Source organism: Kitasatospora sp. NPDC008115 (genome assembly GCF_042957205.1).
GTDB lineage: Bacteria > Actinomycetota > Actinomycetes > Streptomycetales > Streptomycetaceae > Kitasatospora.
Map to the genome: position 1 here is coordinate 72761 of NZ_JBIBHU010000025.1, position 26547 is coordinate 99307.

Here is a 26547-nt window from a genome sequence, read left to right on the forward strand (position 1 = left end):
GGGGGATTCAGCCGAGCAGGCCGGATTCCCGGGCGGTGAGGGCGAGTTCGGTGCGGTTGCGGACGCCGAGCTTGTGCATGGCGCTCTTCAGGTAGCCGGTCACCGTGTTGCAGGTGAGGCCGAGCTGGGCGGCGATCTCCGGGTTGGTCCGGCCGGTCGCCGCCCAGCGGAGCACCTCGTGCTCGCGCCGGGTGAGCGGGGTGTGCGGGAGTGCCCGTGCGGCGCCGGAAGCGGCGCCGGTAGCGGCGGTGGCGGTGGGGGCCGGGGTCGGCGCGGCCGGGGGCTCGCGCCAGGCGGCCGCCCCGGCGAGGGCCAGGGTGGCGGCCTCGGCGAGCCCGGCCACGGCGGCGATCCGGACGTCCCCGAACGGGACCACCGCGCGCAGCGAGGCGTACACCACGCCGTGCACCGTGCCGTCGTGCAGCAGCGGCACGGTGAGCATCGCGTAGAGGTCCTCGGCGATGACGGCGGCGTCGTAGTGGTGGGAGATGGTGGTGTCGGCCCGGTAGTCGGGGGCCCAACTGGGCGCCCGCTCGGCCAGCGCCCGGCCGCCGAGGCCGGTGCCGGCCGACACCTGGAGGTCGTGCAGCAGGTCCGCCCGGGTGCCGGCCCAGTGCCGCAGAACCATGCCCTCGCCCCCGCCCCCGGCCACGCCCGGCTCGGGCACGCCGACCAGGCCGACGTCGGCGCCGCAGTCGGCGATCACCCGGCGGGCGAGGTCGCCGAGCACGGCGTCCCGGACCAGCTCGGCGGCCCGGGCGGCGAGGCCGTCCGGGGCCTCGGCGCCGCGCTTCGACGCGGTCGGGGCGGTCGTCATCGCGCGATTGTCACACGACCTCCCGGTGGTGGGGAGGGGTCGCGAACGTGTTCGGGGCGCGTGTCGTGCGGAGTTGCGCGGAGTTCCGGGTGGGCGCGGGCGCGGCGGCGTAGGGTGCGGGCGCGGGGTTACCGGCGGGTCACCCCCATGGCCCGTTGCGGCCCGCCGGGGCTTCCGATGTTTCCAAGGTTTCCGACCGTTGCGAAGGGGAGATCCATGGCCGATCCGAACGTTCCCGAGAGCTCGTCCGTCCTGGCCGGGCTGCTGGCCGACCTGCGGGCCGAGAGCGGGGTGCTGGACGGACTGGTCGCCGCCCTGGACCCCGACGACTGGGCGCTGGACACACCCGCGACCGGGTGGACGGTGGCGCACCAGATCGCCCACCTGGCCTGGACGGACGACTGGTCGGAGCTGGCCGCGCGCGATCCGGAGGCCTTCGTCGCCGAATCCGGCCGGGTCTTCGGCGAACTGCCGGCGGCCGGCGCGGACCCGGTGGAGGACGGCGCGGCGCGCGGGGCGGGCGAGCGGCCGGCCGCACTGCTGGCCCGCTGGCGGGCCGGGCGGGAGCGGCTCGCGGCCGCGCTCGCGGCGGTGCCGGCCGACGCCCGGCTGCCCTGGCTGGGCCCGCCGATGAAGGCCGCGTCGATGGCCACCGCGCGGCTGATGGAGACCTGGGCGCACGGCCAGGACGTGGCGGACGCGCTCGGCGTCCGCCGGGAGCCGACGGCGCGCCTGCGGCACGTCGCGCACCTGGGGGTGCGGACGATGGGGTTCGCGTTCACCGTGCACGGGCTGCCCGCCCCGCAGACCCCGGTGCGGGTGGAACTGACCGCGCCGGACGGCGGGTCGTGGACCTGGGGACCGGCCGACGCCGGGGACCGGGTGACCGGCCCGGCCCTGGACTTCTGCCTGCTGGTCACCCGGCGCCGGCACCGGGACGACCTCGCGCTGACCGCCGTCGGCGAGGTGGCGACGGCCTGGCTTCCGATCGCCCAGGCCTTCGCGGGACCGCCCGGAGCGGACCGGGAGGCAGGGTCGTCGCTTTAGCGGATGATGCGTCAAATACGCCGCATTGCACGGCAAACCACACGTTTCGGCGATATACAGGGTTCGTCGTCGAATGATGGACTTCGGGCATGACGCGAATGAACCCGCTGCGCACCGCCCTCGCCGGGGCCGCCGCCCTGCTCGCCGTGGGCGGTCTCGTCGCCACCCCCGCCCAGGCCGCGTTCGCGCCGCCCGCCGGGCGGACCGGGGCCGCCGCCCCGGCGCAGGTCCGGGCGGGGACACCGGCCGCGCACGAGGTGGTCACGTTCTTCGAGGAGTACCGGCGGGCGGTGCTCGGTGAGAGCGGCGAGAGCCCGCGGGCCGTCCGCGAGCGACACCTCGCCCCGCACCTGAACCTCCGCCTCGACGCCTGGGCGCAGCAGCACGGCGCCGACCCGGTGTTCCGGGCCCAGAACGTGCCGGTGGACTGGTCGGCCCAGCAGGTGAAGGAGGAGTACGGCTTCGCCTCGGTCCGGCTCACCGAGTTCTGGGGCGGGGGCGGGGGCCAGGAGGTCTGGTACACCGTCCGCCTGAGCGATCTGCGGATCGTCGAGCTGAACGACCAACCCGCGTTCTGACCGGCCCGCCGGAGGGCCCGGTCACCATGGACCCCGGCGCGGCGCAGGCACCCCCCACGACTGCGCCGCGCCGGTCATCTGCCGCTGCCTCCCGCCGTCACGCAGGAGCAGCAGCCCGCCGCCCCGCTCCAGGGCGCCCGCCGTCCAGGCCGGGAGCGACTCGCCGACCAGCCATTCGGCCTCCTCGGCCGCGTCCTCGTCGCCGCCCGGCAGGAGTCCGGGATCCTCGTTGATCCGGCCGGGGTCGAAGCCCGCCAGTTCGGCGCGGACGCGGCCGGGTTCGGGGCCGGCCGCGAGGGAGGGGAAGGGCCGGGGGCGCGCCCAGAGGCCGGCCAGCGCCGAAAGCCCCCAGGCCTCGAAGGCGTCCGCCAACTCGTGCCGGCCGCGCCCGGGCAGGACCGCCGGGCCGGCCGGATCGCGCCGGCCGGTGGGTCCCGCCCGGAACTGCGCTCTGCGGCAACGGCGTCGAGTCCATGGGGACGATCATCCGCACCCGTCACAGTCCGATCCGCAGCGGGGTGAGCCGGGTGGCGACCAGGTTGGTGGCACCCCGGTCCCGCTCGACGTGCCCGTGCACCAGCAGCCCGGCCCGGTCCAGGGCGGTGCGGCGCTGGGACTCCCAGACCGGCCGGCTGCAGATCACATTGATCAGCCCGGTCTCGTCCTCCAGGCTGAGGAAGAGCACCCCGCCCGCCGTCGGCGGCCGCTGCCGGTGGGTGACCAGGCCGCCGACCACCACCGCCGTCCCCGCCGGAACGTCCGGCAGCTCGGCGGCCGAGAGCGCGCCGCCGCGCTCCAGATGGGCGCGCAGGTGCTGGAGCGGGTGGCTGGTCGCGGACGTCCCGGTGGCCCAGAGGTCGGCGATGGTCTCCTCGACCGGGGTCATCGCGGGCAGTTGCGGCGCCTCGGTGCCGGGCGTGGTGCCCGGGATGAGGTCCGCCGAGACGCCCGCGAAGGCGCCCGCCGCCCAGAGCGCCTGCCGCCGGCCGAGCCCGAAGCAGCCGAACGCGCCCGCCGCGGCCAGCGCTTCCAGTCCCGGCGCGGGCAGCCCGGTGCGGCGGGCGAAGTCCTCCAGGTCCGCGTACGGCCGCCCGGCCGCGATCGCCTCGGCCTGCGCGGCGCCGATGCCGCGCACGGTGTCCAGGCCGAGCCGGATCGCGGGCTGCGGCTTCCCGGCGGTGAGCGGCGGGGTGGGCGTCGGCCCCCGGTACGGCTCCAGGGTGGGTCCGGCGCCGCTGGCGTTGACGTCCACCCCGCGCACCCGCACCCCGTGCCGCCGGGCGTCCGAGATCAGGCTGAGCGGCGAGTAGAAGCCCATCGGCTGGTTGGCCAGCAGGGCGCAGGTGAACGCCGCCGGGTAGTGGTACTTGAGCCAGGCGCTGGCGTACACCAGGTAGGCGAAGCTGATCGCGTGGCTCTCCGGGAAGCCGTAGTTGGAGAAGGCCTCGATCTTGGTGTAGACGTCCTGCGCCACCTCCTCCGGGATGCCGCGCCCGGCCATGCCGTCGAGCAGCCGCTCGCGCAGCCGGGCGACCCGTTCGTGCGAGCGCTTGGCGCCCATCGCCTGGCGCAGCCGGTCCGCCTCGGCGGGGGTGAACCCGGCGCAGTCGATGGCGAGTTGCATCATCTGCTCCTGGAACAGCGGCACCCCGAGGGTCTTGCCGAGCGCGTTCTCCATCAGCGGGTGCGGGCAGCCGGGCGGCTCGACCCCGGCGCGCCGGCGCAGGTACGGGTGGACGGAGCCGCCCTGGATCGGGCCGGGCCGGATCAGCGCGACCTCCACCACCAGGTCGTAGAAGTGGTCCGGCTTGAGCCGGGGCAGGGTGGCCATCTGGGCGCGCGACTCGACCTGGAAGACGCCGACGGTGTCGGCCCGCCGCAGCATCGCGTACACGCCCGGGTCGTCGTCCGGGATGGTCGCCAGGTCGTACTGCTCGCCGTGGTGCCGGGCGACCAGGTCGCAGGTGTCGTGCAGGGCGGCGAGCATGCCGAGGCCGAGCAGGTCGATCTTGACCAGCCCGGCGCCGGCCACCGACTCCTTGTCCCACTGCAGCACGGAGCGCCCCGGCATCCGGGCCCACTCGGTCGGGCAGATCCCGGCGATCGGCTCCCGGGTGAGCACCATGCCGCCCGAGTGGATGCCCAGGTGGCGCGGCAGGCCGTGGAGCTGTCCGGCGAGCGCGAGCACGTCGGCGGGGACGACGGCGTCCGCGCCGGGCGGCGAGCGGAAGTCGGCCTGCCGGCTGAACGCGTCCACCTGTCCCTGCGGGTAGCCGAGCACCCGGGCGGCGTCGCGCAGAGCCAGCCGGGGCCGGTAGGTGATCACATTGGCGACCTGGGCGGCGTGCTCGCGCCCGTAGCGGCGGTAGACGTACTGGATGACCTCCTCGCGGCGGCGGTTCTCGATGTCCAGGTCGATGTCCGGCGGCCCGTCGCGGGCGGTGGAGAGGAAGCGTTCGAAGAGCAGCTTGTAGTGCACCGGGTCCACGGCGGTGATCCCGAGCGCGTAGCAGACCGCCGAGTTGGCCGCCGAGCCGCGCCCCTGGCACCAGATGGACTCCCGGCGGCAGAAGTCGACGATGTCGTGGACGATCAGGAAGTAGCCGGCCAGGTCCAGCGTCTCGATGACGTCCAGCTCCCGGGCGAGCTGGCGCCGGGCCGGGCCGTTTCCGGGCCCGAACCGGGCCGGGCCGCCCTCGGCGACCAGTGCGCGCAGATGGCTGATCTCGGTGTGGCCGGGCGGGACGGGGTAGCCGGGCAGCTCCGGGTCCAGGGTGGCGAAGTCGAAGGCGCAGGCGCGGGCGAGGTCCACGGTGGCCTCGCGGACGCCGGGGAAGCGGGCCAGCCGGGCCGCCATCTCGCGGCCGGAGCGCAGATGGGCGGTGCCGGCGGCCTGGGTCCAGCCGGCCGCCTCGGCGAGGGTGCGGCGGTCGTGCAGGGCGGCCAGGCTCTGGGCGAGCCGGCCCTCGGCGGGGCTCGCGTGATGGGCGTTGGTGGAGGCGACGGTGGTCAGGCGCAGCCGGGCGGCGAGCGCGGCGAGGGCGTCGTTGCGCAGGTCGTCGCCGGGGAGCCACTGGTGGATCAGCTCGACGTGGACGTTCTCCGCCCCGAACGCCTCGGTGAGGGTGCGGAGTTGGTCTTCGGGGTCGGCCGGGCCGCTTCCGGCGGCGGCCAGGGCGGCGGGGGCGCGGCCGAGGCGGCAGCCGGTGAGCACCGCCCAGTGGCCGCCGTGCGCGTCGGCGAGGGCCGCGAAGTCGTAGACCGGGTTCCCCTTGGCCCCGCCCGCGAGTTGGGCCGCGCCGATGACGGCGGAGAGCCGGCGGTAGCCCTCCGGGTCGCGGGCCAGGACGAGCAGGTGCTCGACGCCGCCCCGTTCCTGACGGAGCGTCAGTTCGGCGCCGAAGGCGGTGGAAACGCCCGTGCCACGGGCCGCCTCGGCGAGCCGGACCGCGCCGTAGAGGCCGTCGTGGTCGGTGAGCGCGAGGGTCTCGACGCCCAGCCGGGCGGCCTCGGCGACCAGTGCCTCGGGGTCGCTGGCGCCGTCGAGGAAGCTGAAGGCGGAGTGGACGTGCAGCTCGGCCCAGGCCGGTCCGGCGGGCTGCTCTCCGTCGGGCCGCTTCCCGACGGGCTCGGCGGGGCCACCGTCGGGGGCGCCCGCAGGAGCGCCGGTCCGGACGCCGGGCGCGGGCGCGGGCGGGTGCAGCGGGACGACGTCGCCGCCGGACATCCGCCGGTGCAGCTCGCTCCAGGGGAGGAAGGGATGGCTGGTGAATCCCATCGGGGTGGGCCTTCGGTCTCTCGTGTGCTTCCTGCCCCCCTGTTCTTTCGGCTGCGGACGGCCCGGCCGTCAGTCGTACCCGGCCTCCACGAACCAGGCACCCCCCTCCACCGTGAGCAGCAGCGCCCGCCCGCCCGCCACCGTCACCTGGAACCGGGCCCGGCGGCGGGCGCGCGCCTGGTCCCACCAGTACTCCACCGCCGGCCAGGGTCCGGTCCAGCCGTCCACCGCCAGTTCCCGCCCGCGCACCGCCACGGTGGCCGGCCGGGCCGACACCCCCGCCCGGCCGTCCACCGTCACCGGCCGCCCGTCACCGTCCAGCACTGCCGCCGGCACCGGGACGCGGTGCACCACGGCCGGCCAGACGTCCCGCAGCCCGCCGACCCGCCCCGGCCAGGGCGCGTCGGCCGGCGCCGCCGGGTCGTACGGCTCGCCCCACGGCACCCGGACCACCTGGTCGTCCGGCCCCCGGCCGCCGGCCGGCTCGATCCGGCGCAGCCCGGCGTGCCCGAGCACCGCCTGCACCCGGGCCACCGCGCGCTCCACCCGGTCGTCGGCCACCGCCTGTCCCCAGAGGGCGAGTTGGCGGCCCTGGTCGGGGGTGAGGTCGTCGGGGACGAGGCGCAGGGCGGTGAAGCCGCCCGGTTCGGGGGCGTGCGGGTCGCCGGGGTCGCCGCGGTCACCGCCCCGGTCGAAGGTGCCGGTGCTCTGCCAGGCCTGGAGCTGCCAGCGGACGCGTTCGGCGAGCGCCGTCGCCGAGAGCCGTCCCTCGTGCCGCCAGAGCCGCGCGACCGTCCGGCCGTCGGCGCACTCCACCTCGACGGCGACCCGCTGGCAGGTCAGCCCCGCCCCGGCGAGTCGCCGGTGCAGCCGCTCGGCCAGGGTGCGGGCGACGAACACCAGCGGTTCGGCGAGCGGCTCGGGCGGGTCGAAGCGCTGCTCGACGGAGAGGTCGGGACCCTCGGCGCGCGGCACCAGCGGGCGCGGCTGCAGACCGCGGGCCAGCCGGTGCGCCACCGTGCCGGGCGGGCCGAAGCGGTCGGCCACCGACTCGGCGGGCAGCGCGGCGAACGCCCCGACCGTGGGCAGGCCCAGCCGCTCCAGCAGTTCGGCCAGGTCGGCGTCGCCGAGCGCGGCCACCGGGTAGGGCGCGAGGAACTCCGCCGTCCGCCCGGCGGGGACCAGCACCCCGGCGCGGGCGGCGAGCACGGCGGCGAACAGGCCGTCGGCCACGCCGACCCGGCCGAGCGGGTGCGGCGCGGCGGCGGAGGCGGACACGGCCCCGGGGGCGGGGGTCGGCGGGTAGGCGGGCGGGCGGGCGAAGCCGCCCCGGGCGCCGTCCCGGGCGGCGGGTGCGGCGGCGAACAGCTCGTCCACTCCGGCGGTCCGCCGCCCCCCGGTCCGCTCGGCGTCGGCGGGGTGCAGTGGGACGACCTCGGCCAGGCCGGCGCCCTGGCGGCCCTCGGCCTCGCCGTCGTCGCGACTCCCGGCCGGCTCGGCGTCCGCGGGGTGCGCCTGGGGGACGGCTTCCGCAGGGTGCACCTGGGGGCCGGCGACCGCCGCCGACGCCGCCAGGGCGGCCGTGACCGCCCCCTGGACCTTCGCCGCCAGGGCCTCCTCCCCGCCGAAGTAGCGGGCCGGCCCCTTCACCGGGATCGCGCACAGCCCCGGGCGCAGCACCTCCACCCTGGGGGTGAACGCCTCCACCGACGCGACCACCGGTTCGAACCGCCGGGCCTCCGCCTCCGGGTCACGGTCGCGCAGCTCCAGCGCCGGGCAGAGCCGCTGGGCCAGCTTGAGCCGCTGCCCCTGCCGCACCCCGGCGGCCCGGGCCGCCGCCGAGCAGGCCAGCACCCGGCCGCCCTCGACCACCGCCACCGGGGCGCCCTCGGCCTCCCCCGGACGTTCGACGGCCACCACCGGCCAGTCCGGACACCACACCACCAGCACCCGGGGGGTGACCGCGCCACCCGTCCCGGTGGACCCGGCGACCTCTCCACCGGTCATCTCACACCACCGCCATACGGTCGAGGCCCACCCCGGCCCCCGACACCGCGTCCTCCCCCACCACGTTCACGTCCATGTCCACCGTCGCGGCGCCGACCGTCTCCTCCACGGTCCGCACCGCGCCCTGCGCGTCCGGCAGCCAGAGCCGGGCCGTCCGCCCGCGCCCCGCCGAGCCGCGCCCCTCGGCCACCACCTCCACCTGCCGCCCGGTGAGCTGCCCGTGCCCGTCCCCCAGCCCGAACCAGCGCCCGGAGCGCACGCCCAGCCGCAGCCCGGCCCCCGGCCACGGCCCGGCCACCAGCAGCACGCAGCCGCTGCGCCGCAGCACGGCGGCCAGCCGGGCGGCCAGGTTCGGCGGCACCGGGCCGTCCGGGCGCAGCATGATCAGCTCGACGGCGCCGGCCAGGACGGAGACCACCTCGGCCCAATGCGGTCCGGGGTCGTCGGCCACCAGCAGCCGCCGCAGGTCGAGCCCGTACCCGGCGGCCGCGGCCAGCCCGAGGTCCGGCAACCCGACCGCCGCGGCCCAGCCGCCGTCGGTCTCCCGTACCCCGGCGGCCAGCGCCAGCAACAGCCCGGCGTCCCCGCCCGCCACCGACACCGCCGCACCGCGCCGCAGCCCGCCCTCCGGCAGCAGCCCGCGCAGCGCGGGCACCACCGGCAGCAGGCCCCGGGCGGGGGCAGCGGTCGACGCCACCGGTCGGAGCGCGGGCTTCCGCTCCAGGGTGGATTCGAAAACAGATTCGAAAACGGGCACACCCCCAGGATCGAACATCCGTTCGTAAAGATTCAAGTCCGAATCGCCCGCATTGGGCCGGTGACTCTCCGTGTCCACCCAGAGGGGGCACACGCTCGCGCACGCCGGTCACGGCGGTCGCACCCGCGTCCCACCCCCGCCCGAACGGGGTCGACGCGACCTGATGTCGCGTCACCATCCGGCTGCGCATAGGGTGTCGTCGATAGTCCGTTGAACGGAGCGTCGGGCGCTGAGGCGGGGGTTTCAGTGCCCACGCCAAGCCTGCGTTTATTTCCGACCGGCAGGATCAGCCGGTGCGACCGAGGGCCCTCCCGGCCCCGGCGGCGGTCGCGATGACGAAACGAGGTCGAGGAGAATCATGCGTGGCACCACGCTCGGTGACCGCTACCGGCTGAACGAGTGGCTCGGCGGCGGTTCGATGGGCGACGTCTGGCTCGCCCAGGACCAGGTGCTCGACCGCCGTGTGGCCGTCAAGGTCCTGAAACCCGCGCTGCTGGAGGAACCGGGCTTCGCGGAACGGTTCCACGACGAGGCCCGGGTGATGGCCCGGCTCCAGCACCCCGGCATCGTCGGCGTGTACGACTTCGGCCCCGGCCGCACCACCGAGGCCGTCCCCTCCTGGGGCGCGCCCCCGGAACCCGCCGCCCGCCCGGTCGCCTACCTGGTCATGGAGCTGATCGACGGCGAACCGCTGAGCACCGTGATGGAACGGCGCGGCCCGCTGGACGTCCCCGAGGCGCTCGGCCTGGCACTGGAGGTGCTGGGCGCTCTCCAGGCCGCGCACGAGGCCGGCATCGTCCACCGGGACATCAAGCCCGCCAATCTGATGGTGCGCGACGGCCACGTGGTCGTCACCGACTTCGGCATCGCCCGCCCCGGCTGCGACCCCCGGCTCACCGTGCCCGGGATGGTGCTCGGCACCGCCGCCTACCAGGCACCCGAGCAGGCCTCCACCGGTACGGTCACCGCCTCGGCGGACCTGTACGCGCTCGGGGTGGTGCTCTACGAGTGCCTGGCCGGACGGCTGCCGTTCGAGGGCGAGACCGCGCTGGAGCTGATCCTGAAGCACCTGACCGACCCGGTGCCACCACTGCCCGCCGAGGTCCCGGACCCGGTCCGGGCCCTGGTCGAACGGGCCATGGCGAAGGACCCGGCACTGCGCTGGCCGGACGCCGCCGGCATGGCCGCGGCCGTCCTGGCGGCCCTCGCCGGCGAACCGGCGGAGGGCCTGGCCTCCGGGCCGGCCTGGGCGGCGGTGGTCCGGTCGACCGGCGCGCTGGCGGCGCTCCGGGCCACCGGGTCGGCGGTGCGTCCGGCAGTCGCGGACGGGGGCGGGGCCGGGAACGGGGCCTCCGCTCCGCCCGGCCGTGCGGCCAGGTGGCGGGCGGCACTGTTCGGCACCCGGCGCCGGACCCTGCTGGTGGCGGGCGCGGCCACGCTCTGCTGCGCGATCACCGCCACCGCGGCCGTCGTACTGCACCGGGAGGGGGGTCCGGCCGACGTCCGGGCCGCCACCGCCGCCTCCTCCGGCCAGGCGGGACTGCCGCTGACGGCACCCGTCGGGCTGCTCCCCGACCCGGGCGCGCCGTCCCCCTCCCCCGGCGCGCCGACCCCGTCCGGGGACCCCTCGCCGAGCGCGCCGGTCCTGCCGGGCGCGCCGCTTCCCGAGGCGGGAGCCGTGGGCGGCGCCGGCGTTCCGGCGGGCGGCGTTCCGGCCGCCGGGGTGGCGGGCGCCGGTGGAGCGGCGGGTGGAGCGGCGGTCGGCGCCCCGTCGAACGCCCCCGCGAACACCCCGGGCGCGCCGCCCCTCCCCGCTCCGGACGTACCCGCCGGCTCAGCCGCCCCGGGCGGCGCACCGGCCGCCCCGCCCGACCCCTCACCGGCGCCCGGGCAGCCCTCGACGCCGGAGCGCCCCGCCTACACGGCCGCCCCGGCGCCGAGCGTCCCGGCCTACACCTCCGCTCCCGGACGGACCGTGCCCCCCGCCCCGGACTACACCTACGCGCCCAAGCCGACGTACACCTCCACCCCTCCCCCGTACACCGCCACGCCGCCCCCGTCCCCGCCGCCCGGCACCGTCCCGACGGACCCGCCCATCAAGCCCCCGACCCAGCCGGGCGGCCCGCTGCCCCCGTACGTCCGGCTGTCCAACGGCGGGTCCGTGCTGTACGACCAGGCGTCGCTCAACCGGCCGGGCAACCCGGTGATCATGGCCTCGGACGACGGCGGCACGGGCGGGATCTGGCAGCTGACCCCCTACGTGGAGGGCGGGTACGCCCTCTCCAACGGCGCCACCGAGTACTCCAAGGTCCTGAACCTGGAGGAGACCCGCGCCCAGACGCAGCTGGCGTACCGGCCGGTGCCCCCCGCCACCGCCCCGGGCCAGGTCTGGTCGTTCTTCCCGGTGCCCGGCGGCTACGTGGTGACCGTCGCACGGGACGCGAAACGCTGCCTCTCCGCCGCCGGCCCGGGCGTGCCCGCCACGGTCCGCACCTGCGCGGGCTCCACCGACCAGGTGTGGACGGTCTCCGCGGCCTGATCAGGCCCCTGGTGCGCCCGCCCGGGCGCACCAGGCCATCACCGCCGGGACCGGGATCCCTACCGGCTGCTACGGCAGCAACTCCCCGAGGGAGCGGACCTCCTCCGGCCAGGAGCCAGGGCAGCCCGGCCGCTCGCGCCGGGCCACGGCACCGCGTGGTGGGGCAGGTCCGTAGCAGGGGCGCCAGGACCGGACGCCCTCCGTGGCGGGGTCAGGCCGGGAGCCAGGAGGGCCAGGGGCGGCGGGGTGGGTCGGGTGGGTGGGGGGTGCCGAGGAGGGGGAGGAGCCGGTCGGCTTCCGGTGCGCCGATCGGGGCGAGGATCGCGTGGGCCTCGGCCCAGTAGGGGCGGGCCAGGGCCGGGTCGGGCAGGGCGTCGCCGAGGGCGGCGAGGGCCAGGCCGCGGCCGCGGTGGTCGCCGTCCAGGGTGAGCGCCTCGACCGCGCGCTCCGCGGCCTCCGCCGCTTCCGCGCCGCGTCCGGCCGCGCGCAGGGACTCGCCGAGCCGCAGCAGGAGGCGGCCGGTGCGCCGGTGGTCGTCCGGGTCGGTCAGGGCGAGGGCGGCGCGGCGGTGGGCGGCCGCATGGTCGTGCCGGCCGAGGTCGTGGGCGATCGAGCCGAGCGAGTCCCGGGCGCGGGCCTCCAGTTCGCGGTCGGCCAGGTCGTGGCCGATCACCAGGGCCTGGTCGACCACCCGGCCAGCCGCGCCGAAGCGGCCCTGCCGGGCGAACGCCGCCGCCAGTTCCAGCAGTTCGGCGGCCAGCGCACGCCGGTCGCCGGTCCGCTGCCACACCGCGACGGCGGCCGAGAACCCGGCCACCGCCTCGTCCGGGCGACCGAGTTGGACGAAGCAGGCGGCGAGCGACCCGTGCGCGAGCGCGAGCAGCGGCTGCGGCAGGCCGTGCGCAGTGCACAGGTCGCGGGCCCGGAGCAGCTCGGCCAGGGCCGACGACGCGGAGCCGACCTCGGCCAGCAGCCGGCCGAGCACCAGGCGCGCCCGGGCCTCGGCGGTCCGGTCACCCTCCTGAAGGGCGGCGCGCAGCAGGGCGTTGGCGGCGTGCCCGAGCGGCCGGGTGGCGTGCCCGGAGTCCGCCGACAGGCAGACGTCCAGCAGGAGTTCGGCGAGCCGGTCGAGGCCGGGCGCCGCCCCCGGGGAGCGGCCGGGGAGCTCCGCGCACTGGCGTACCAGCGCTCCGACGGCCAGGTAGTCCCCGGCGCTCCGGGGCCCGGCCGTCACCCTGGCGTGGTGGTGGTCCACCAACCGGGCCAGCACGGCCGCCCGTTCGGCGTCGCGCTCCGCCTCGTCGCCCGGGCAGGCGGACCGGTCGACCCGCCGAGCGAAGGCCCGCAGCAGATCGTGGTAGCGGTAGCGGTCGGGGCTCGCCGCGACCTCCAGCATCGAGCAGTCCACCAGCGACTCGGCCAGCGACTCGGCGGCCGGATCCGGCCGGTCCAGGACGGCCGCCGCCTCCTCCGCCGACAGGTCCGGCACTTCCGGGACGGCCAGCAGCCTGAAGGCGCGGGCCTGTTCGGCGTCCAGCAGGTCGAAGCCGAAGCGGAACGAGGAGTCGACGGCGAGGTCCCCGCTGCGCAGCACGTCCAACCGGTACCGCTCGGAGCCCAGTTGCTCGACCAGCCGGGCGACGCTCCAACCGGGACGGCAGGCCAGCCGCGCCGCGAGGATCCGCACCGCGAGCGGCAACTGCCCGCAGAGGCGGACGAGTTCACGGGACGACTCGCTCTCGGCCGCCACCCGCCCGGCGCCGATCACCCTGGTCAGCAGGGTGACCGCCTCCTCGGCGGGCAGCACCGGCAGTTCGGTGAAGCGGGCGTTGGGCAGCGCCCCGATCCGGGTCCGGCTGGTGACCAGGACGGCGCAGCCCGCGCCGCCCGGGAGCAGCGGCCGGACCTGCTCGGCGTCGCGCGCGTTGTCGAGCAGCACGAGGACCCGCCGCCCGGCGAGCAACGACCGGTAGCGGGAGGACCGTTCGGCGAGTCCCGCCGGGATCGCCTCGCCGGGGACGCCGAAGGAGCGCAGAAAGACCGCCAGCGCCTCCTCGGGGCGGGTGGGGCGGCCGTCCGCGCCGTGCAGGTCGAGGTAGAGCCGGCCGTCCGGGAACTCCTCGGCGAGGCCGTGCGCGACGTGCAGGGCGAGCGCGGTCTTGCCGACCCCGCCCATGCCCGCGACCGCCGCCACGGGCATCAGGCCCGGCTCGCGCAGGGCGGCCCGCACCGCCTCGACCTCGGCCGACCGGCCGGTGAAGTCGGCGACGGCGGCGGGGAGTTGGTCGGGCCTGAGCAGGGTGGGCGGATCGGCCGCGGCCGGCGGCCCGGCCTCGGCCCCGGCCTCGGCAAAGACAGCAGCCGCGATAACCGGCGCCGGTCCGGCGGGCGCCGCCAGGGTCGCGTCCGCCGCGAGGATCCGCCCGTGCAGGTCGCGCAGCCCCGGGCCGGGGGCGACGCCCAGCTCGGTGCGCAGCCGGCGGTCGGCCGCCCGGTACACCTCCAGCGCGTCCGCCTGCCGTCCGGAGCGGTACAGCGCGAGCATCAGCAGCTCCGAGAGGCGCTCGCGCAGCGGGTGCTCCTCGGCCAGGGCGGTCAGTTCGGCGACCGACTCCGCCCACCGGCCGCCGTCGACCTCCGCCTCCAGGGCCGACTCCAGGACGGTGAGCCGGCGTTCCTCCCACTCCCGGCGCTGGCGCTGCACATAGGGGCCGGGCACCCCGGACATCGGCTCGCCGCGCCAGAGCGCCAGCGCCGCCCGCAGCGCGGCCGCCGCCTCGGCGTGCCGCCCCTCGGCGCGCAGCGTCCGGGCGCGGGCCAGCAGCGCCTCGCAGCGGGCGGTGTCCAGGCCGTCGGGGTCGGCGACGAGCAGGTACCCGCCGCCGAGCGAGGCCAGCACCTCGGGCCCGAGGACCCGGCGCAGCCGGTGCACATAGGTACGGATGACGCCGTGGGCGCTGGCCGGCGGCTCCTCGCCCCACAGGTCGTCGACCAGCTGGGCGCCCGACACCTGGCGGCCGGCCCGGAACAGCAGCGCGAGCAGCAGCCCCTGCTGCTGCGGCGAGCCGAGCGCCAGTTCCGTCCCGTCCCGCAGGCCGCGCACCGGCCCGAGCACCTCGAACCGCAGCCCGTCCCGCCGTTCCCCGTGGTCCACCGATCGACTCCCCCCGTGCCGGTACGACTCCCCCGTCCGCATGATAGCCACCGGCATTCCCGCTGCTCAGATCCGGTGGAGCGGCGACCGCCGGGGCCGTGGCGGCGATGCTTGCCTTCGAGTGGACTCCAACTCATAGCTTCGATCACACGACGCACCTCGTACGACCCGACCCGGGAACGGAGAGCCCCCATGAGCACGAACAGGGACAGTGACACCGCCGCCGCCACGCGGGAGGAGCGATTCGAACGGGGGCTGGCCGTCCTCACCTCCGTCGACGGCGAGGCCGGGCGGCGGGTGGTCGACGCGCTCGCCGACATCCACCCCGAACTCGCCCACCAGATCGTGGCCTGGGGCTTCGGCGAGATCTACAGCCGGCCCGGACTGCCGCCGCGTGACCGGCAGTTGGTCACCCTGGGCATGCTCACCGCGCTCGGCGGCTGCGAGCCGCAAGTGGAGGTGCACCTCAACGCCGCGCTCAACGTCGGCCTCACACCCGCCGAGATCACCGAGGCCCTGCTGCACTCCGCCGCCTACTGCGGCTTCCCCAAGGCGCTGAACGCCACCTTCGTCGCCAGGAAGGTCTTCGGCGAGCGCGGTCTGCTGCCCGTGGACGGGCGGTGATCGTGGACAGGCCTTGACCTGGACAGGCCGTGACCGCGCCGGCCCCGGGCCGAAAAAGACGGTGAAGGACGGGAGCGGCGGCGGCAGACTGGCCGGCATGACCGAGGAGACGCCGGAGGCGTTCAAGAAGGACCTGCTCGTCTATCTCCAGGACGCCCGGGACGCCCTGTTGTGGAAGCTCGAAGGGCTGTCCGAGTACGACGTCCGCCGGCCGCTGACGCCGACCGGGACCAACCTGCTGGGACTGGTCAAGCACGCGACGGCGGCGGAGGCCATGTACTTCGGGGAGACCTTCGGGCGGCCGTTCGACGCGCCCCGGCCGTGGATCACCGGGGACTCCGAGCCGAACTCCGACTTCTGGGCGACCCCGGAGGAGAGCCGGGAGCGGATCGTCGGCCTGTACCGCGCGGCCTGCGCGCACGCCGACGCGACGATCGCCGCGCTGCCGCTGGACGCGGTCGGCCGGCTGCCGTGGGGCGGGGGCGGCGAGGTGACGCTGCACCACAGCCTCGCCCACATGACCGCCGAGACCCAGCGGCATGCCGGGCACGCCGACGTCGTCCGCGAACTCGTCGACGGCGCGACCGGCCAGCGGCGGGGCGGGGAGAACATGGCGCCCGGTGACGAGGCCTGGTGGGCCGGTCACCGGGCCCGCGTCGAACGTGCCGCCCGGGAAGCCCGGGAGACCCAGGAGACCAAGGAGACCAAGGAAGCCCGGGAGGCACAGAAAGCACAGGAGGCCCGGGCCGAACCGCCGGTTCAGGCGTAGCGGCGGGCGACGGCGGTGGCGGCGGCCGCGACGGCCTCCCGCAGCCCGGGCGGGCCGAGCACCACGGCCTCCGGGCCCAGCCGCAGCAGGTCGCCGACGGCCACCGCCGTGCTCTCGACCGCGAGGTCCACCTCCACCCACCCCTCGCCGTCGGGCGGCCCCTCGGTGTCCAGGGCCCGGGTGCCGGCGGCGCCGAACTGCATCGGGAGCAGCCAGCGGGCCTGCGGGGAGATCCGCAGGCGGGCGGTCTGCTGGTGGAGGGCGGCGGTCAGCCGGCGGGCGGTCTCCACCCAGTGGGCGGCCAGGTCGAAGCCGGCGGGGCGTTCGAAGGTCTCCTCGGCGACCTCGACGGTGAGCAGCCGGGAGACCCGGTAGGTGCGGACGGCCGGCCCCGCGGAACCAGTCCCCTCCGCGTCCGCCGCACCCTCCGCGTCCGCGACGCCCGCCGCACCCGCGACCAGGTACCAGATGCCGCCCTTGAGGACGAGGCCCAGCGGGTGCAGCTCCCGGTTCACCTCGCCGCGCCAGCGGCGGTAGTGGACGCGCAGCACCCGCTGTTCCCACACCGCCCGGGCGACCGGGGCCAGATGGGCGACCGGGTCGGCGTCGCGGAACCAGGCCGGGGCGTCCAGGTGGAAGCGGTCCTGGACCCGGCGGGTGCGGTCGGCGAGTTCGGCGGGCAGCGCCGCCTGGAGCTTGAGCTGGGCGGTGGTCAGCACCGCGCCGAGGCCGAGGTCGCGGGCCGGTCCGGGGGCTCCGGTGAGGAACAGCGCGTCGGCCTCGGCGTCGGTGAGCCCGGTGAGCCGGGTGCGGTAGCCGTCCATCAGCCGGTAGCCGCCCTCGGGCCCCCGGTCGGCGGTCACCGGGACGCCGGACGCGGCCAGCGCCTCGACGTCCCGGTAGACGGTGCGGACCGACACCTCCAGCTCGGCGGCGAGCTCGCCGGCGGTCATCCGGCCGCGGTTCTGGAGCAGGAGCAGCAGGGCGAGGAGCCGGTCGGCGCGCATGGCCCCATTCTGGCGCCCGTACCTGACAGAAGGTGTCAGGTACGGGCGCCAGAGTGGTCACCGAGCGCCCGGCAGACCCGCCGTGCGCCGGCCCGAGCACCACCAGAGGACGACCATGAGCACTACCACCACCGTGACCGTCACCGGCGGTTTCGGCTACGCCGACTGGACCGAGACGGCGATCGGCCCGGCGGAGACCCTTCCCCGGCTGGCCCGGGCCTCCGTCGTCAACGCCTTCACCGGCGGCATCGAGGCGGCGGCGACCGTCTGCGAGTACGTCTTCGTCTACGCCACCGAGAAGACCGGCACCTTCACCGGCCTTCAGCAGATCACCGGCCGGCTGGACGGCCGCAGCGGCGGCTTCACCGTGGAGGAGCGCGGCACCTTCGCGGAGGACGGCACCGTCCGCTGCGCCTTCGAGGTGGTCCCCGGCACCGCCACCGGTGAACTCACCGGGCTGCGCGGCGCCGGCGACTACCTCTACCACCCCGGTGAGTCGCCCGTCCCCTACACCTTCAGCTATGAGCTCGACTGAGCCCGGCGAAGGCGCAGGGGCCTACGCCCGGCCGGTGAGGAGGGAGATCCGGACCTGCTCCGGGTAGCCGGCGGCGGTGGGCGGGGCGGGGAGGGCGGCGCGCAGGCGGGCGGCGAAGGCCGGGCGTTCGGCCTGGGAGGGCAGGGACGTGGCGGGGATGGCGGAGAAGAGGGTGCCCAGGAGCTGATCGGGGGTCAGGGCGTCCTCGTAGTCGATCACCGTCTCCCGCACGTCCGTGAAGCCGGCGGCCTTCAACGCGTCGGCGTAGCGCTCGCGTTCGGCGCCGTCGGTGCCGCAGGAGGCGGTGATCGGGCGGCCGAAGTGCTCCTCCAGCGCGCCGCGCAGGGCCTGCGACCAGTCGCTGTCCTGGGCCCAGACCGGCGCCCCGTTGGCGATCACGGCGACCCCGCCGCCCGGGCGGGTGAGCGGGCACAGGGCACCGAACAGTTCCTCGGGCTGCATCCAGTGCAGGGCGTTGCCGATCACGGTGACGCCGAACGGGCGGTCGCCGGGCAGCAGGGCGGCGAGGCCGGGGACGTCCGCGTCGGTGCCGAGCAGCCACAGGGCGTTGCGCACGCCCGCCCGGTCGGCGGCGGCCCGGGCCCCGCGGAGCATGTCCGGCTCCGGGTCCAGGCCGATGACGGTCCGGACGTGGGCGGCGAGCGGGAGGGCGAGTTGGCCGGTGCCGCAGCCGAGGTCGAGCGCGAGGTCGCCGATGCCGGCATGGGCGTCCAGGCCGAAGGCCCGGACGAGGGCGTCGAAGACGGCCGGCGGATAGCCGCGGCGGTACTCGGCGTAGTAGGCGGCGACCTCACCGGAGAAGTCCGGGAGGCCGGAGCCGGGTTCCGGGGCGGAGGCGGCGGATGGGACGGAAGCGGAGGCTGGGGCGGAGGAGGAGGTCATGCCCGAGTATCTGCCCGACCGGGCCGGGCCCAGTCGGCTGATCGCTCTGGGCGGACGGCCCGGACCGGGCTGCCGGGCCGGGCCGTCAGGCCTCGACGGGCGGTCAGACCTCGATGGGCGGTTCGGACATGACCCTCCGCACCTCGATCGGCATGTCGAGCGGCCGGCCGCCGGGGCCGGGGGCGGCGGAGACCCTGGCAGCGATCTCGACCGCGCGCGACTCGGCGCCGCAGTCCACGATCCACCAGCCGGCCACCCACTCCTTGGTCTCCGCGAACGGGCCGTCGCTGACCACCGGTTCGCCGCCGCCGCCGGCGCGGACGATCCGGGCGGTCTCCGGCATGGCCAGCCCCTGGGCGTCGACGAGCTCGCCGGTGGCGGCGAGTTCGGCGTTCAGGTCCCGCATGTACCCCACATGGATCCGGACGTCCTCGATCGGCCACTCCCCGACCTTCGGGATGTCGAGGTCCTTCGCGCTGAACTGCATCAGCAGCATGTACTTCATCGTTCCGCTCCTCGGTCGTGCGCGGGCTCTCACAGGATGGTCGGAGCACACCGCGCGGTCTCGACATCCCGGCGCAAATCCGTGGGAGGAAGTTACCGGATCCGTCCGCGCACCCCCGGGAGCGACGTCGTTGACCGGGTGCCGAGCACGCGCCTAGGGTCGGGGGCCGTGCAGCGATACGACTGGCTGAAGCGGATTCAGCGCATGGACCCGGAGACCGAGTTCACCGAGATCTACCGGATCAGCAACTGGTACGAATTCCCCTGGGACTACACCCAGTCGCTCGGCTTCGCGCTCTACCGCACGTACGCCGTCCCCAGCATCGGCCGGCTGCTCGCGCGGACCGGCGAGTTCACCGGGCGCCCCCAGAAGCGCTACGACGACACCCTGCTGATCCTGGAGGCGGTGGTCGAGCACGGCTTCGACTCCTCCCGGGGCCGGGAGGCGATCCGCCGGATGAACCGGATGCACGGCCGGTACGACATCTCCAACGACGACTTCCGGTACGTGCTCGCCACCTTCGTGGTGACGCCCAAGCGCTGGATCGACGACTACGGCTGGCGCCGCCTCTCCCCGCACGAGATCCGGGCGGCGGTCAACTACTACCGCGAACTGGGCCGGCACATGGGGATGACCGGCATCCCGGAGACCTACGAGGAGTTCGAGCGGCTGCTCGACGACTACGAGCGCGAGCACTTCGCCTTCGACCCGGGCGGCCGGGCGGTCTCCGACGCCACGCTCGGCCTGATGGCCTCCTGGTACCCGGTGCCGATGCGGCCGTCGATGCGGACCTCCTCGGTCTGCCTGCTCGACGACCCGCTGCGCGAGGCCTTCGGCTACCCGGCCCCGCCGGCCGCGCTGCGGCGCGCCGTCCGCGCCGGGATGCGGCTGCGCGGGCGCTTCGTGCGGCTCCTGCCGCCGCGCCGCAGGCCGCACCTGGGCCGGGACGGCCGGCAGATGCGCAGCTACCCCGGGTATCCGTACGGCTATCGGATCAGCGACCTGGGGACCTTCGGGCCGAAGGACCGCTCCGGGTCCTCCTCCGGCGGCTGCCCGTTCCCGCACGCCGCGGTCCCCGGCGACGGGGACTGAGCGAACGGCCGCGCGGACGTCCCGGACGGACGGCTGCGGCGCTATGCCACGCCCGCCGCGGTGAGGTGGCGCAGGAGCGGGCCGGGGTCGTGGCTGCCGCAGGCGGTGCGCAGGGCGGCGTCGTGGGCGGCGGCGAGGGCGTCGAGGCGGGCCAGGCGGGTGTGGCCGAGCCGGGAGAGGTGGGCGGTGACGCGGCGGCGGTCCTGCTCGTCCTGGCGGCGGTAGACCCAGCCGGCCTCGGCGAGGGCGTCGACGATCCGGCTGAGGCTGGCCTGCGGGATGAGCAGCGTCTGGGCGAGGTCGCCCATCGAGCGGCCGGTGCCCTCGGTGAGGGCGCGCATCACGCGCCACTGGTCGAGGGTGCAGCCCTCGGCCTCCAGCCGGGCGGCCAGGTCGCGGGCGAGGCGGCGCTGGGCGAGCGTGAGCAGCTCGATCAGCAGCGGCTGGTCGGCGGTGGCGGCCGGAACGGCGGCAGGGGAGGCGGCGGGGGCGGTGGTGGCTGGTGGTCTCATGGCCGTTCTCGTTTCCCCATCGCTGGTCCTGGTCGCCGGCCCGGTGGCCGGTCCCGGTCTGTGGCCCGGTCTCCGGCGCCGGTCGTTCCGTCCTCGTTTGGCCGGATCGGCTGGCCATGACGATACTCGCAAGCGATGAGCGCCGACGTGAAGCTTCTGGAGCCGCTCGACGCGCGGTACCTCCCCCGGGAGGCGCCGACGCTGCGGGTGGGCCTGGTCGTGCCGCAATCCGGACCGCTCGGCCTGACCGGGCCGTCGGCGCTGGACGGCGCGCTGCTGGCCGCGCACGAGGTGAACGCGGGCGGCGGGGTGCGCGGGCTGCCGCTGGAGCTGGTGCTGGTGGACGGCGGCGGAGCGCCCGCGGCAGTGGCCGGGGAGGTGGCGCTGCTGCTGGACGCCGGGGCGGTGGACGCGGTGGCCGGCTGCCACTCCAGCGATGTGCACCGGGCCGTGGAGACGGTGACCACCGGGCGGACCGCGTACGTCTACACGCCGCCGCACGAGGGCGGCGACCGGCTGCCGGGCGTGTTCTGCACCGGGGCGGACCCGGCGCGGCAACTGGAGGGGGTGGTGGAGCGGCTCACCGAACGGCACCGGCTGCACCGGTGGGCGCTGGTCGGCAACGACTACATCTGGCCGCACGCGGTGCACCGGGCGGCCGGAGAGGCGGTGGCCCGGGCCGGGGCGCGGGTGGTGCTGCGGCGGCACCTGCCGTTCGGGACGGCGGAGCGGTCGCTGGAGCCGCTGCTGGACGCGCTGCGCGCGGAGCGGGCGGACGCGCTGCTGCTGAGCCTGATCGGCGCCGACCTGGTGCGCTTCAACCGGGCGCTGCGCCGCAGCGGCCTGGACCGCCGGCTGGTGCGGCTGTCCGGCGCGCTGGAGGAGAACAGCCTGCTCGCGTACGGCGGGGACGCCACCGGGACGCTGTACGCCACGATGCCGTCGTTCGCGTCCCTCGCGGAGGAGCGGCGGGTGCGGCTGGCGGAGCAGCACCGGGCGGTGTTCGGGCCGTACGCGCCGGTGCTGGACGCGTACGCGGTGGGCCTGTACGACGGGCTGCACCTGCTGGCGGCGCTGGCGGCGCGCGGGGAGCTGGTCGCGGACTGCGGGCTGGGGCGGGCGGCGGCGCGGCTGCTGCGCGGTGACGGCGCGGCGGTGCGGCGGGCGTGGGCGCTGGCGCCGCTGGGGCCGGCCCGGGACGGGGTGCACCTGGCGCGGGCGGAGGGGCTCGGGTTCACCGTCCTGTCGTAGGGCGGCTCGTAGGGCGGCGACGCGCCGCCGCGGTGTTCGCCATGCGGACGGGACCGCCAAACCCTTCCATTTGGAAATAACTAGCTCTAGTGTCTCCCCACCACCTCGGGTCGCCCCGCCACGGGTCGTCACGGAAGAGAGCCCCCACATGCCCGAAGCACCTCCCTCCTCCCCTGCCGGCATCGAGAGCTACGGCTACAAGCAGGAACTGCGCCGCTCGCTGCGCTTCACCGACCTGCTGGTCTACGGCCTGGTCTTCATGGTGCCGATCGCCCCCTTCGGCATCTTCGGCAGCGTCTTCCAGGGCTCCGGCGGCATGGTCGCCCTGGCCTACGTGCTCGGGATGGTGGCGATGATGTTCACCGCCCTCTCCTACGCGCAGATGTCCCGGGCCTTCCCGATGGCCGGCTCGGTCTACACCTACGCCGGGCGCGGCATCGCGGCGCCGGTCGGCTTCCTGTCCGGCTGGATGATCCTGCTGGACTACGTGCTCGTCCCCGGCCTGCTCTACCTGATCGCCGGCGTGGCGATGAACTCGCTGGTGCCGGCCGTGCCGGTCTGGCTGTGGCTGGTCGGCTTCGTGCTGCTGAACACCGCTGTCAACTACCTCGGCGTCGAGATGACGTCGAAGGTCAACAAGGCGATGCTGATCGGCGAGCTCGTGGTGCTGGTGGTGTTCATCGCCTTCGGCGTGGCGGCGCTGGCCTCCGGCAAGGGCCGGGGCTTCGACTTCACGCCGGTCTTCAACTCGCAGACGTTCTCCTGGAGCCTGGCCTTCGGCGCGGTGTCGATCGCGGTGCTGAGCTTCCTCGGCTTCGACGCCATCTCCACCCTCTCCGAGGAGAACCGGGACTCCGCCAAGGCCATCGGCCGCTCGATGGTCGCCGCGCTGCTGCTGGCCGGCTCGCTGTTCATCGTGCAGACCTGGATCGCCTCGCTGCTCGTCCCGGACCCGGACGCGCTGATCGCGGACGGCGACCCGAACGGCACCGCCTTCTACGACGCGGCGCGCGTCGCCGCCGGCGGCTGGCTGGCCACCGTCACCGCCGCCGCGACCGCCGTGGCCTGGGGCTTCGCCAACTCGCTGGTCGCCCAGGCGGCCACCTCGCGCCTGCTGTTCGCGATGGCCCGCGACCGCCAGCTGCCCGCGTTCCTCGCCAAGGTCCACCCGCGCCACCGCGTCCCGGTGAACGCGACCCTGCTGACGGCGGGCATCTCGCTCGTCCTCGGCCTCTACACCGCCTCCCGCGAGGACGGCATCACCCTGCTGTCCACGCTGGTCAACTTCGGCGCGCTGACCACCTTCCTCGTCCTGCACGTGTCCGTCGTGGTGCACTACGTGGTCCGCCGCCGCAGCCGCGACTGGTGGCGCCACCTGATCGCCCCGGTCATCGGCTTCGCGATCCTCGCGTACGTGGTGATCAACGCGGACATCGCCGCCCAGCGGCTCGGCTTCGCCTGGCTGGCGATCGGCGGGCTGGTCCTCACCGGGCTGCTGCTGACCGGCCGCCGCCCGAACCTGGCGGCGGTGGCCGTCGACGCGAACCCCGATTCCGCCCCCGCCCCCGCCTCCGGCAAGGAGAACCCGTGAGCCTGCCCGACGTCGTCTCCCTCTCCCCCGAGCCCGACGACTACGCCTACACCTTCGGCGGACGCACCCCGCTGGTGACCGTCCAGCCCGGCACCGTGGTCGAGCTGACCACCGAGGACTGCTTCGGCGGCCGGGTCCGCGGCTTCGCCGACCTGCCGAGCGCGGTCTGCGAGTTCCCCTACCTCAACCCGGTCACCGGGCCGATCGCGGTGGCCGGCGCCGAGCCCGGCGACACCCTGGCCGTGCACTTCGTGGAGATCACCCCGGCCCGCGACTGGGGCGTCTCCAGCACCTTCCCGCACTTCGGCGCGCTCACCGCCACCCACAGCACGGCGATGCTGCACGCCCCGCTGGAGGAGCGGGTCTGGGTGTACGAGCTGGACGTCGCGGCCGGCGTCTGCCGGTTCCGGGCCCGCAACAGCGACTTCACCGCCGAACTCCCGCTGGACCCGATGCACGGCACGGTCGGCGTCGCCCCGGCCGGCGGCGAGACCCTGATGTCGATCACCCCCGGCGCCCACGGCGGCAACCTCGACACCCCCGAGATGCGGGCCGGCACCACCGCCTACTTCGGCGTCAACGTGCCCGGCGGACTGCTCGCCATCGGCGACGGCCACGCCCGCCAGGGCGAGGGCGAGGTGTGCGGGACGGCGGTCGAGACCGCGATGCGCACCACCGTGGTGGTCGACCTGATCAAGGGCGGCGGACCGGCCTGGCCCCGGCTGGAGAACGACCACTACCTGATCACCACCGGCTCGGCCCGACCGCTGGAGGACGCCTTCCGGATCAGCCAGCACGACCTCGTCCGCTGGAGCGGGGAGCTGCTCGGGCTGGACGTGCTGGACGCCTACCAGCTGGTCAGCCAGGCCGGCCTGGCCCCGGCGGCCAACGTGTGCGACACCAACTACACGATGGCCGCCAAGCTGCCCAAGTCCCTGCTGGGCCGCACCCGGGCGTACGACGGCCTGCACGACCGCCTCCGCGAGACCGCCGCCGGCTACCTGCGGGGGCGTTGAAGAGGGGTCAGGTTCCCAGCACAACGGTGTTCTGATTGGCGGTGAGCAGCCACCGGCCGTCCTCCTTCGCCATGACGTACAGCGGGCTCCCCTCCTCCCCGATCTGCCCGCCGTCGCCGTCGAGGTAGCGCTGGCGCACCTTGACGGCGGCGACGTCGGGCCGGATGAAGAGCACGTGCACCACTTCGTAGGTGGCCGTGTTGCCGCTGCCGGCGAAGGCGCCGGGCAGCACCTTGCGGGTGAACCCGGCGATCTCCTCCCGGCCGCGCAGCAGCACGCCGTGGCCGGTGGTCCAGATCGCGTCCGACCGGAACAGGCCGATGAACTCCTCGGGGAGCTCGTTGACCTGCGCGTGCTGGACGGTGGCGACCACCCGTTCGATGGCGGCGATCTCGCCTTCGAGCGAGCCGGCGTCCATCAGGGCGGTCCCGCCGGTGTCGCCGTTGATGTTCCTGTTGACATTCCCGTTGGCGTTCATGGCGCCCATGATGAAATCTCAAGCCAGCTTCAGGTCAAGGCCCGGGGCGGCCGCCTCCGGGAGCGACCGGCGGATGGCGGGGCGGGGCGCTGCTCGCGGCGTCCTGCCTGCCTGCCGTCCCCCTCTCCCCGCTGCGCACTGCCGCACCCCCGTCCGAGGGCACCAGCGGGTCCACCGCCCGCGCCCGCTCGTCGCCGCCCCGACCCGCCCCACCCCTGCACCCGAACGGGTGATCTAGGCTGGTGGGGTGCCCCTTCTCGTTCGCCGTCGCCACGTGGACCTGCTCCGCGTGACCAGCATGTCCTGTCGACGCTCCGGCTGAACCTCGCGCCCCTCACCCTCAGCGCGGCCCGCAGCGGCCGCGTCCCCCCTCCCGGCCCCGGGCACACCGCCGCACCAGGCGCGCGTGCCCGGCGTTCCCGGTCACCACCGGAGCCGGCCGGGACGAGACCCAGCGGATGTCACCCATGTCGCAGCACCACCCCACCAGCCCCGCCGACGCCGGCCCCGCCGACGCCAACGCCGCCGACGCCCTTCCGGTGATCGACCTCTCGCTCGCCGACGGCGGCCCGGCGGACCGCACCCGTCTGCGCGACGCCCTGCGGAGCGCGGCCACCGGCGTCGGCTTCTTCCAGCTCGTCGGCCACGGGGTCACCCCGGCCGAGACGACCGCCCTCACCGACGCCATGCGGGCCTTCTTCGCCCTCCCCGAGGCCGACCGCCTCGCCGTCGCCAATCTGCACTCCCCGCACTACCGCGGCTACACCCGCACCGGCGACGAGCGCACCGGCGGCAACCGGGACTGGCGTGACCAGCTCGACATCGGCGCCGAGCGGCCCCCGCACGTCCCCGCCCCCGGCGAGCCCCCGTACTGGTGGCTGGAGGGCCCCAACCAGTGGCCCGCCGCACTCCCCGAGCTGCGCGAGGCCGCCCTGGCCTGGATCGACCGCCTCGGCGCGGTCGCCCGCACGCTGCTGCACGAACTCCTCACCGCGATCGGCGCCCGCCCCGACTTCTACGACCCCGCCTTCGCCGGCCACCCGCACCTGCGGCTCAAGCTGGTCCGCTACCCGGGCACCGCCCCCGACGGCGCCGCCCAGGGCGTCGGCGCGCACAAGGACTACGGCTTCATCACCCTGCTCCTCCAGGACACCGTCGGCGGCCTCCAGGTGCAACGCCCGGACGGCTCCTTCCTGGACGTCCCGCCCCTGGACGGCGCCTTCGTCGTCAACCTCGGCGAACTCCTGGAGGTCGCCACCGACGGCTACCTCAAGGCCACCAGCCACCGGGTGATCAGCCCGCCCGGCGCCCGCGAGCGCTTCTCCGTCCCGTTCTTCTACAACCCCCGCCTCGACGCCCACATCGAGCCCCTGGACTTCCCCCTCGCCCACCACGCCCCCGGCATCACCCAGGACCCGGCCAACCCCCTCCACGCCGATTTCGGCTTCAACGAATGGAAGGGCTACACCCGAGCCCACCCCGAAGTCACCCGCCGCCACCACCCCGACCTCGCCGCCTGAGCCCGCGGGACCGGCCCGTCCGAACGTGGACCCGGCCAACCCCCTCCACACCGACTTCGGCTTCAAC

At 75.8% G+C, this 26547-nt stretch carries 22 protein-coding genes; 11 read left to right on the forward strand and 11 right to left on the reverse strand.

The window, feature by feature from the left end; all coding sequences use genetic code 11:
• Nucleotides 1-7: 7 nt before the first annotated feature.
• Entirely contained in the window at nucleotides 8-817 is an 810-nt protein-coding gene (locus ACFZBX_RS27905) for a LuxR C-terminal-related transcriptional regulator (RefSeq protein ID WP_391536544.1), read from the reverse strand.
• Between the two features lie 216 nt (nucleotides 818-1033).
• Between ACFZBX_RS27905 and ACFZBX_RS27910 the strand changes: the two genes are divergently transcribed.
• Nucleotides 1034-1864: a TIGR03084 family metal-binding protein gene (locus tag ACFZBX_RS27910; protein ID WP_391536545.1), complete on the forward strand. Its 831-nt coding sequence runs from the start codon at nucleotides 1034-1036 to the stop codon at nucleotides 1862-1864.
• Nucleotides 1865-1953: 89 nt separating this feature from the next.
• Nucleotides 1954-2442, forward strand: a complete 489-nt coding sequence (locus ACFZBX_RS27915) for a hypothetical protein (RefSeq protein ID WP_391536546.1) — start codon at nucleotides 1954-1956, stop codon at nucleotides 2440-2442.
• Between the two features lie 21 nt (nucleotides 2443-2463).
• On the opposite strand, the gene ACFZBX_RS27920 is transcribed toward ACFZBX_RS27915, so the two are convergent.
• From ACFZBX_RS27920 to ACFZBX_RS27935, 4 genes are all read right to left on the reverse strand, one after another.
• Nucleotides 2464-2814 carry a hypothetical protein gene (locus ACFZBX_RS27920; RefSeq protein WP_391536547.1) on the reverse strand — a complete coding sequence of 117 codons (351 nt, stop codon included), beginning with the start codon at nucleotides 2812-2814 and terminating at the stop codon, nucleotides 2464-2466.
• 124 nt (nucleotides 2815-2938) lie between these two features.
• A complete protein-coding gene (locus ACFZBX_RS27925; protein WP_391536548.1) occupies nucleotides 2939-6220 on the reverse strand; it encodes an error-prone DNA polymerase in 3282 nt (1093 codons plus the stop codon).
• Between the two features lie 69 nt (nucleotides 6221-6289).
• The gene (locus ACFZBX_RS27930; protein WP_391536549.1) at nucleotides 6290-8227 is read right to left on the reverse strand and encodes a DNA polymerase Y family protein; all 1938 of its coding nucleotides are present in this window, start codon (nucleotides 8225-8227) and stop codon (nucleotides 6290-6292) included.
• Between the two features lies 1 nt (nucleotide 8228).
• Nucleotides 8229-8984: a hypothetical protein gene (locus ACFZBX_RS27935; protein WP_391536550.1), complete on the reverse strand. Its 756-nt coding sequence runs from the start codon at nucleotides 8982-8984 to the stop codon at nucleotides 8229-8231.
• A gap of 358 nt (nucleotides 8985-9342) precedes the next feature.
• Here ACFZBX_RS27935 and ACFZBX_RS27940 point away from each other — a divergent pair, with 358 nt between their 5' ends.
• Nucleotides 9343-11523 (forward strand): protein kinase, encoded by a 2181-nt coding sequence (locus tag ACFZBX_RS27940; protein ID WP_391536551.1) that lies wholly within the window; start codon nucleotides 9343-9345, stop codon nucleotides 11521-11523.
• Nucleotides 11524-11734: 211 nt separating this feature from the next.
• Here ACFZBX_RS27940 and ACFZBX_RS27945 read toward each other — a convergent pair whose 3' ends face one another.
• The gene (locus tag ACFZBX_RS27945; RefSeq protein ID WP_391536552.1) at nucleotides 11735-14677 is read right to left on the reverse strand and encodes a BTAD domain-containing putative transcriptional regulator; all 2943 of its coding nucleotides are present in this window, start codon (nucleotides 14675-14677) and stop codon (nucleotides 11735-11737) included.
• A gap of 192 nt (nucleotides 14678-14869) precedes the next feature.
• On the opposite strand from ACFZBX_RS27945, the gene ACFZBX_RS27950 reads away from it, so the two are divergent.
• Nucleotides 14870-15301, forward strand: a complete 432-nt coding sequence (locus ACFZBX_RS27950) for a carboxymuconolactone decarboxylase family protein (protein ID WP_391536553.1) — start codon at nucleotides 14870-14872, stop codon at nucleotides 15299-15301.
• A gap of 97 nt (nucleotides 15302-15398) precedes the next feature.
• The gene (locus ACFZBX_RS27955; RefSeq protein ID WP_391536554.1) at nucleotides 15399-16070 is read left to right on the forward strand and encodes a DinB family protein; all 672 of its coding nucleotides are present in this window, start codon (nucleotides 15399-15401) and stop codon (nucleotides 16068-16070) included.
• Here ACFZBX_RS27955 and ACFZBX_RS27960 read toward each other — a convergent pair.
• On the reverse strand, nucleotides 16061-17077 hold the full coding sequence (locus tag ACFZBX_RS27960; protein ID WP_391536555.1) for a helix-turn-helix transcriptional regulator: 1017 nt from the start codon (nucleotides 17075-17077) through the stop codon (nucleotides 16061-16063). The two genes, ACFZBX_RS27955 and ACFZBX_RS27960, sit on opposite strands and share 10 nt — an antisense overlap.
• A 115-nt stretch (nucleotides 17078-17192) precedes the next feature.
• Here ACFZBX_RS27960 and ACFZBX_RS27965 point away from each other — a divergent pair, with 115 nt between their 5' ends.
• The gene (locus tag ACFZBX_RS27965) at nucleotides 17193-17612 is read left to right on the forward strand and encodes a DUF3224 domain-containing protein (RefSeq protein ID WP_391536556.1); all 420 of its coding nucleotides are present in this window, start codon (nucleotides 17193-17195) and stop codon (nucleotides 17610-17612) included.
• Nucleotides 17613-17633: 21 nt separating this feature from the next.
• Here the strand turns inward: ACFZBX_RS27965 and ACFZBX_RS27970 are convergent, their stop codons facing one another.
• Nucleotides 17634-18515 (reverse strand): class I SAM-dependent methyltransferase, encoded by an 882-nt coding sequence (locus tag ACFZBX_RS27970; RefSeq protein ID WP_391536557.1) that lies wholly within the window; start codon nucleotides 18513-18515, stop codon nucleotides 17634-17636.
• Between the two features lie 103 nt (nucleotides 18516-18618).
• Nucleotides 18619-19020 (reverse strand): YciI family protein, encoded by a 402-nt coding sequence (locus tag ACFZBX_RS27975; protein ID WP_391536558.1) that lies wholly within the window; start codon nucleotides 19018-19020, stop codon nucleotides 18619-18621.
• 204 nt (nucleotides 19021-19224) lie between these two features.
• On the opposite strand from ACFZBX_RS27975, the gene ACFZBX_RS27980 reads away from it, so the two are divergent.
• The gene (locus ACFZBX_RS27980) at nucleotides 19225-20112 is read left to right on the forward strand and encodes an oxygenase MpaB family protein (RefSeq protein WP_391536559.1); all 888 of its coding nucleotides are present in this window, start codon (nucleotides 19225-19227) and stop codon (nucleotides 20110-20112) included.
• Nucleotides 20113-20153: 41 nt separating this feature from the next.
• Here the strand turns inward: ACFZBX_RS27980 and ACFZBX_RS27985 are convergent, their stop codons facing one another.
• On the reverse strand, nucleotides 20154-20624 hold the full coding sequence (locus ACFZBX_RS27985; RefSeq protein ID WP_391536560.1) for a MarR family winged helix-turn-helix transcriptional regulator: 471 nt from the start codon (nucleotides 20622-20624) through the stop codon (nucleotides 20154-20156).
• A 135-nt stretch (nucleotides 20625-20759) separates the two neighbouring features.
• On the opposite strand from ACFZBX_RS27985, the gene ACFZBX_RS27990 reads away from it, so the two are divergent.
• The 3 genes from ACFZBX_RS27990 to ACFZBX_RS28000 all read left to right on the forward strand — a co-directional run bounded on the left by ACFZBX_RS27990 (nucleotide 20760) and on the right by ACFZBX_RS28000 (nucleotide 24482).
• A complete protein-coding gene (locus ACFZBX_RS27990; protein ID WP_391536561.1) occupies nucleotides 20760-21875 on the forward strand; it encodes an ABC transporter substrate-binding protein in 1116 nt (371 codons plus the stop codon).
• A 148-nt stretch (nucleotides 21876-22023) separates the two neighbouring features.
• Nucleotides 22024-23466 (forward strand): APC family permease, encoded by a 1443-nt coding sequence (locus tag ACFZBX_RS27995; protein WP_391536562.1) that lies wholly within the window; start codon nucleotides 22024-22026, stop codon nucleotides 23464-23466.
• Nucleotides 23463-24482, forward strand: a complete 1020-nt coding sequence (locus ACFZBX_RS28000) for an acetamidase/formamidase family protein (protein ID WP_391536563.1) — start codon at nucleotides 23463-23465, stop codon at nucleotides 24480-24482. The genes ACFZBX_RS27995 and ACFZBX_RS28000 overlap by 4 nt, the downstream gene beginning before the upstream one ends.
• Before the next feature lie 7 nt (nucleotides 24483-24489).
• On the opposite strand, the gene ACFZBX_RS28005 is transcribed toward ACFZBX_RS28000, so the two are convergent.
• Entirely contained in the window at nucleotides 24490-24960 is a 471-nt protein-coding gene (locus ACFZBX_RS28005) for an SgcJ/EcaC family oxidoreductase (RefSeq protein WP_391536564.1), read from the reverse strand.
• 467 nt (nucleotides 24961-25427) lie between these two features.
• Between ACFZBX_RS28005 and ACFZBX_RS28010 the strand changes: the two genes are divergently transcribed.
• Complete coding sequence (locus tag ACFZBX_RS28010) at nucleotides 25428-26480, forward strand: isopenicillin N synthase family dioxygenase (protein ID WP_391536565.1); 1053 nt, start codon at nucleotides 25428-25430, stop codon at nucleotides 26478-26480.
• Nucleotides 26481-26547 lie beyond the last annotated feature (67 nt).